Origin of the sequence: Archangium sp., assembly GCF_036388035.1 — a bacterium.
Classification (GTDB): domain Bacteria; phylum Myxococcota; class Myxococcia; order Myxococcales; family Myxococcaceae; genus Archangium.
The window spans coordinates 1-4878 of record NZ_DASVSO010000060.1 but is presented as its reverse complement, the minus strand read 5'-3'; the positions used below and the strand labels follow the sequence as shown (position 1 = coordinate 4878).

The window sequence follows — 4878 nt, the reverse complement described above, 5'->3', positions numbered from 1 at the left end:
CCGAGAAGCCCCAGGACGCGACCAACCAGATGATGACGCCCACCACGGAGCCGGGCGAGATGAACTTGAAGGACTGCTTCACGTCCGGCAACAGGTAGTAGGTGAGCGCCCACACCAGCATCATCAGCAGACCGGCGAAGGGCAGGCGCAGCCACATCACGAGGGTGCCGAGCGGCTCGCCCAACCACTTCGCGATGGCGGGCGTGGCCACCATGGCCAGCGAGGCGAGGATGGAGAGCGCCGCGCCCCCCAGCGTCACCAGGATGGCGATGCCCCGCACCTTCCAGAAGGGCCGGGACTCCTCCACGTCATAGACGGTGTTGAGCGCGTCCATCATCGCCACCACCCCGCCCGAGGCGGCCCACACCGCGCCCAGGGCGCCCACCGTCAGCAGCCCCACGTTGTCGCCCGCCGCCAGGTCGTGCAGGCGCTGGCCCAGGATCTGGGTCACCGCCTCGGGCGCCACGCGGCCCAGTTCCTTGATGAGGACCTCGGCCTGCGCCGGATCGATGACGACGCTCGCCAACGCCACGAGGAACAGGATGAAGGGGAACAACGCCAGCACGCCGAAGAACGTCACGGCGCCGGCCACGTTGCTGATCTTGTCGTTCTTGTACTCGTTCTTCAGCTCGGTGAAGAATTCCTTCCAGCTCATCCCCTTGCCTGGGAGAACCATCACGCCTCCTTGCAGGTGACAGACCAAGGATGCGCACTCCCCCCATCTGACCCACCCCGGACAGTCCAGTGGGCTCATGCTCGTCTGTCTACCCTCGGAACAGCCGAGGCAGCGGCTCCCCGCGGCTCACTGCACGGTACGGCCGGCGGCGGCCCGGTCCAGGAACTCGAGCAGGGGCGCCCACACCTCATAGGGGGCACGCTCGCCGATGACCACGTCCACGTGGCCGTAGTCCGCGGCGAGCCCCTCGCTGGTGCCCAGCAGCCGCCACGCCTTGGGGCCGCCGAGCGCCAGGTAGCCGTCCCGCACCGCGCTCACGGGGGCGACCGAGTCCCCCTCGCCCGCCATCACCAGCACCGGCACGCGCACGTGCCCGAGGCCCGCACGGTAGTCGCGGCTCCCGTCCGAGTTGGAGAAGCGCCCCGTCTGGACCATGCGGATGAGGTCCCTCGCCACGCCCCCGGACAGCTCGCCGAAGACGCACCCGGCGAAGCGCCGCCACCGCTCGCGCGGCGTGTTGTGCGCGTTGAGGGCGATGCGCTCCACCGGGTTGCCGCGCAGGTAGGCCTGCACCGGGGCCGTCAGCGAGGCCAGGAAGCCCATGTCGAGCGTGTCCTCGCGCGACACGAGGCGGTCCCCCACCCTGGCGAGCCCCTTCAACCACGTCCCGCTGCGGTCCATCCGCGTGGGCCCGGCCATGGCCACCGCCGCCCCGATGCCGTCTCCGTCCTCGGCGAGGTAGGCATAGAGGAGCAGCGCCCCCAGGCTGTAGGCGACGACGTCCACCTCGTCCGCCCCGGTGCGCGCGCGCACGGTGCGCAGGGCCGCGCGCAGATCCTCCCGCCAGAGCGTATCGAAGCCATAGCCCGGCGGGCGCCCCGCCGCCGCGTCCGTACGGTCCGAGTTCCCCGTGCCGCGCAGCGCCACCGTCCACACCTCGCGCCCGTGGGCCGCCAGCCACCAGGCCAGGCTGTGATCCGGCTCCAGCACCAGGCTCACGTCGCCCGACGCCAACCCCGGCACGAGCAGCACGGGCCGCCCGCGCACCGGCCCCTCCGGAGAGATGTGCCGCATCGCCAGGCCCCAGCCGTCGTCGGTCTGGATGCGCAGGGTCTCGGCTCGGGGATCGTCACTCCGGCCACCGGACGTCGTGGCACAGCCCGTGGCGAGCAGGGCCGACAGCAACAACACAAGCGCGAGAGGAAGCGAACGGGACATCGCGTGGGCCCGGAGAGCATCGGTGCCCTCGGAGTCGGACGCCACGTTTCTCACATCGGCGGAGGCCTGAACATGCTCGGGCCTTGGCTCCTCCGCTTGCCCGAACGGCGGGGGAGCACCCTTCCCGCCCCTTCCGTGGCGGCCAGGCTAGCCCATGAATACGGGCAGCACCGGCGCGTCCTTCAGGCACGGCGCCGCGGCGTCCTTGGGGGACAGCAGCGGAGCGGACAGCGGCCAGGGGATGGCCAGCGCCGGGTCATTCCAGGCGATGCTCCGCTCGGAGGTGGGCGAGTAGAAGTCCGTGCACTTGTAGAAGAAGTCCGCGCGTTCGGAGAGGACGCAGAAGCCGTGGGCGAAGCCCGGCGGCACCCAGAGCTGGCGCCGGTTCTCCGCCGACAGCTCCACCGCCGTCCACCGGCCAAAGGTCGGCGAGCCCCGGCGCACGTCCACCGCCACGTCGTAGACGGAGCCGGCGAGCACCTGCACCAGCTTCCCCTGCCCGTGGGGCTCCTGGAAGTGCAGCCCGCGCAGCGCGCCCTTCACCGAGCGCGAGAGGTTGTCCTGCACGAAGGGTCCCGAGATGCCCGCCTCCGCGTACCTCCCCGTGTGGAAGACCTCCATGAAGGAGCCGCGCGCGTCCTCGAAGGCCCGCGGCTCCAGTACCAGCACGCCCGGCAGTTCCGTGGTGAGCACCTTCACCCGCGCGCTCCCCGGTTCTCCAGCAGCCGCAGCAGGTATTGGCCGTACTCGTTCTTGCGCATGGGCTCGGCCAGCTTCTCCAGCTGGGGCCCGTCGATGTAGCCCATGCGCCAGGCGATCTCCTCCGGGCACGCCACCTTGAGCCCCTGCCGCTCCTCGATGATCTGGATATAGGAGGAGGCCTGCATCAGCGACTCGTGGGTGCCGGTGTCCAGCCACGCGAAGCCGCGGCCCATCAGCTCCACGCCGAGCGTCCCGCGCCGCAGGTACTCCGCGTTGACGTCGGTGATCTCCAGCTCGCCCCGCTTGGAGGGCTTGAGCGCCGCGGCGATGTCGACGACCTCGTTGTCGTAGAAGTACAGGCCCGTCACCGCGTAGTTGGACTTGGGCTGGGCGGGCTTCTCCTCGATGCTCAACGCCCGGTTGTTCGCGTCCAGCTCCACCACGCCGTAGCGCCCCGGCTCCCTCACGTAGTAGCCGAAGACGGTGGCGCCCTGCTCCCGCGCCGCCGCGCGCTGCACCATGTCCACCAGGCCGTGGCCGTAGAAGATGTTGTCGCCGAGGATGAGGGACACCCGGTCCCCGCCCACGAAGTCGCGGCCGAGGATGAAGGCCTGCGCGAGCCCCTCGGGCCGGGGCTGCACGACGTACTGGAAGCGCACGCCCCACTGCTCACCGCTGCCCAGCAGCTCCTCGAAGCGGGGCAGGTCGGTGGGGGTGGAGATGAGGAGGATGTCCCGGATGCCCGCCAGCATCAGCGTGGTGATGGGGTAGTACACCATCGGCTTGTCATAGATGGGCAGCAGCTGCTTGCTGATGACACGCGTCAACGGGTACAGGCGGGTGCCCGAGCCTCCGGCCAGCACGATTCCCTTCATGTGCTCCTCACCGAGCCGGGGTTCCCCTCAGGCTCTCCACCAACCGCGCCACCGAGCGCGAGAGATCGAAAGTGAAGCGCCGCCCCAGCACGCGCTCCAGACGTCGGGTGTCTCCCACGCTCACCGGCACATCGCCGGGGCCGCGCAGCAGGTGCTCGGCGGTGCGGACCTCCACGCGCGTGCCCACCTGCCGGAGAATCTCCTCCAGGAGCGCGCCCATGCGCAGGGGCTGGCCGGAGCAGACGTTGAGGAGCTCTTCGCGCGGCTCCTGCTGCCCCAGCACCCAGAGGGCCTCCACCACGTCCGCCAGGTCCAGGTAGTCCCGGACGGGCGTCAGGTCACCCACGGTGAGGCACCCGCCACCCGCGGCGGCCAGGGCGAGGGACTCGCGGGCGAAGCGGGCGGGGGCCAGCGAGCCGGGCATGCCGGGGCCGATGATGTTGAAGAAGCGCACCACGCTCACGGGCAGCCCGCGACGCCGGGCCAGCAGCGCCAGCCGCGTCTCGGCGAGCTTGGCCACCCCGTACTCGCCCACCGGGCGCTCGCGGGCGTCCTCGGAGATGGGCTCCGGGCCCAGGTCTCCATACTCCGCGGCCGAGCCCGCCACGAGGACGCGCGGCTGGTAGCCCGGCACGGCCTGCACGGCCTGGAAGAGGTGGAGCGTGGTGGAGACGTTGGAGGTGAAGGCGCCCTGCGCCCCGCCCCCGGTTCCACCCGCCAGGTGGTAGATGAGGGAGGGTCGCTCCCGGGAGAGGAGCTCCGTGAGGGGCCCCGCGCCCGCGGCGAGGTCGAGGGCGTGGTAGCCCTGCTCCTCCTGGGGCGTGCGACCCACCCCCAGACACGCACGTCCCTCGGCACGCACCCGCGCGGCGAGGGCCCGTCCGACGAAGCCGGCGCTCCCGGTGATGAGGACGGACTCAGCCATGGCGGGGGAGGAACTGATCCCGGCGCTTCTGGAACTCGTCCGTGGCGACCTGGTAGTCGTCCGTGCGACCGATGTCGAGCCAGTAGCAGTCCTGGCGCGCGCAGGCCACGCGCTCACCGGCCTGCTTCAAGCGCATCATCAGCTCGGGGATGTCCAGCCGCTTGCCACGCTCCATGTGGCGGAGCGCGCCCCGGTTGAAGAAGTTGATGCCCATGCTCACGTTGTACGAGAGCGTCGGCTTCTCGATGTAGCGGCCGAGCTGCCCGGTGGGCTCCTCCTCCACCACGCCGAAGTCGATCTTCACGTCGCGCTGGTAGAGGCTGATGCTGGCCATGGCGCCGCTGGCCACATGCGCCTCGAAGGCGCGGCGGTAGTCCATGGTGGTGAGCAGGTCCCCGTTCATCACCAGGAAGTTCTCGTCGAGCTGATCCGCGACCAGCGCCAGCGGCCCGGCCGTCCCCAGGGGCTCCTCCTCGTGGGAG

General features: G+C 70.8%; 6 protein-coding genes. All 6 read right to left on the bottom strand.

Annotation, left to right across the window (positions count from 1 at the left end; genetic code table 11):
• The coding region (locus VF697_RS02680) for a YihY/virulence factor BrkB family protein (protein ID WP_331091889.1) at nucleotides 1–676 on the bottom strand (676 nt) is incomplete at its 3' end.
• Nucleotides 677–802: 126 nt separating this feature from the next.
• On the bottom strand, nucleotides 803–1939 hold the full coding sequence (locus VF697_RS02675) for an alpha/beta hydrolase (RefSeq protein ID WP_331091888.1): 1137 nt from the start codon (nucleotides 1937–1939) through the stop codon (nucleotides 803–805).
• Between the two features lie 102 nt (nucleotides 1940–2041).
• A complete protein-coding gene (gene rfbC / locus VF697_RS02670; protein ID WP_331091887.1) occupies nucleotides 2042–2593 on the bottom strand; it encodes a dTDP-4-dehydrorhamnose 3,5-epimerase in 552 nt (183 codons plus the stop codon).
• A complete protein-coding gene (gene rfbA / locus VF697_RS02665; protein WP_331091886.1) occupies nucleotides 2590–3471 on the bottom strand; it encodes a glucose-1-phosphate thymidylyltransferase RfbA in 882 nt (293 codons plus the stop codon). Before rfbA ends, rfbC begins: the two co-directional genes overlap by 4 nt.
• Before the next feature lie 7 nt (nucleotides 3472–3478).
• The gene (locus tag VF697_RS02660) at nucleotides 3479–4396 is read right to left on the bottom strand and encodes an NAD-dependent epimerase/dehydratase family protein (RefSeq protein WP_331091885.1); all 918 of its coding nucleotides are present in this window, start codon (nucleotides 4394–4396) and stop codon (nucleotides 3479–3481) included.
• Nucleotides 4389–4878 (bottom strand): sugar phosphate nucleotidyltransferase (locus VF697_RS02655; RefSeq protein ID WP_331091884.1); only part of this gene is annotated, 490 nt, incomplete at its 5' end. The genes VF697_RS02655 and VF697_RS02660, both read right to left, overlap by 8 nt.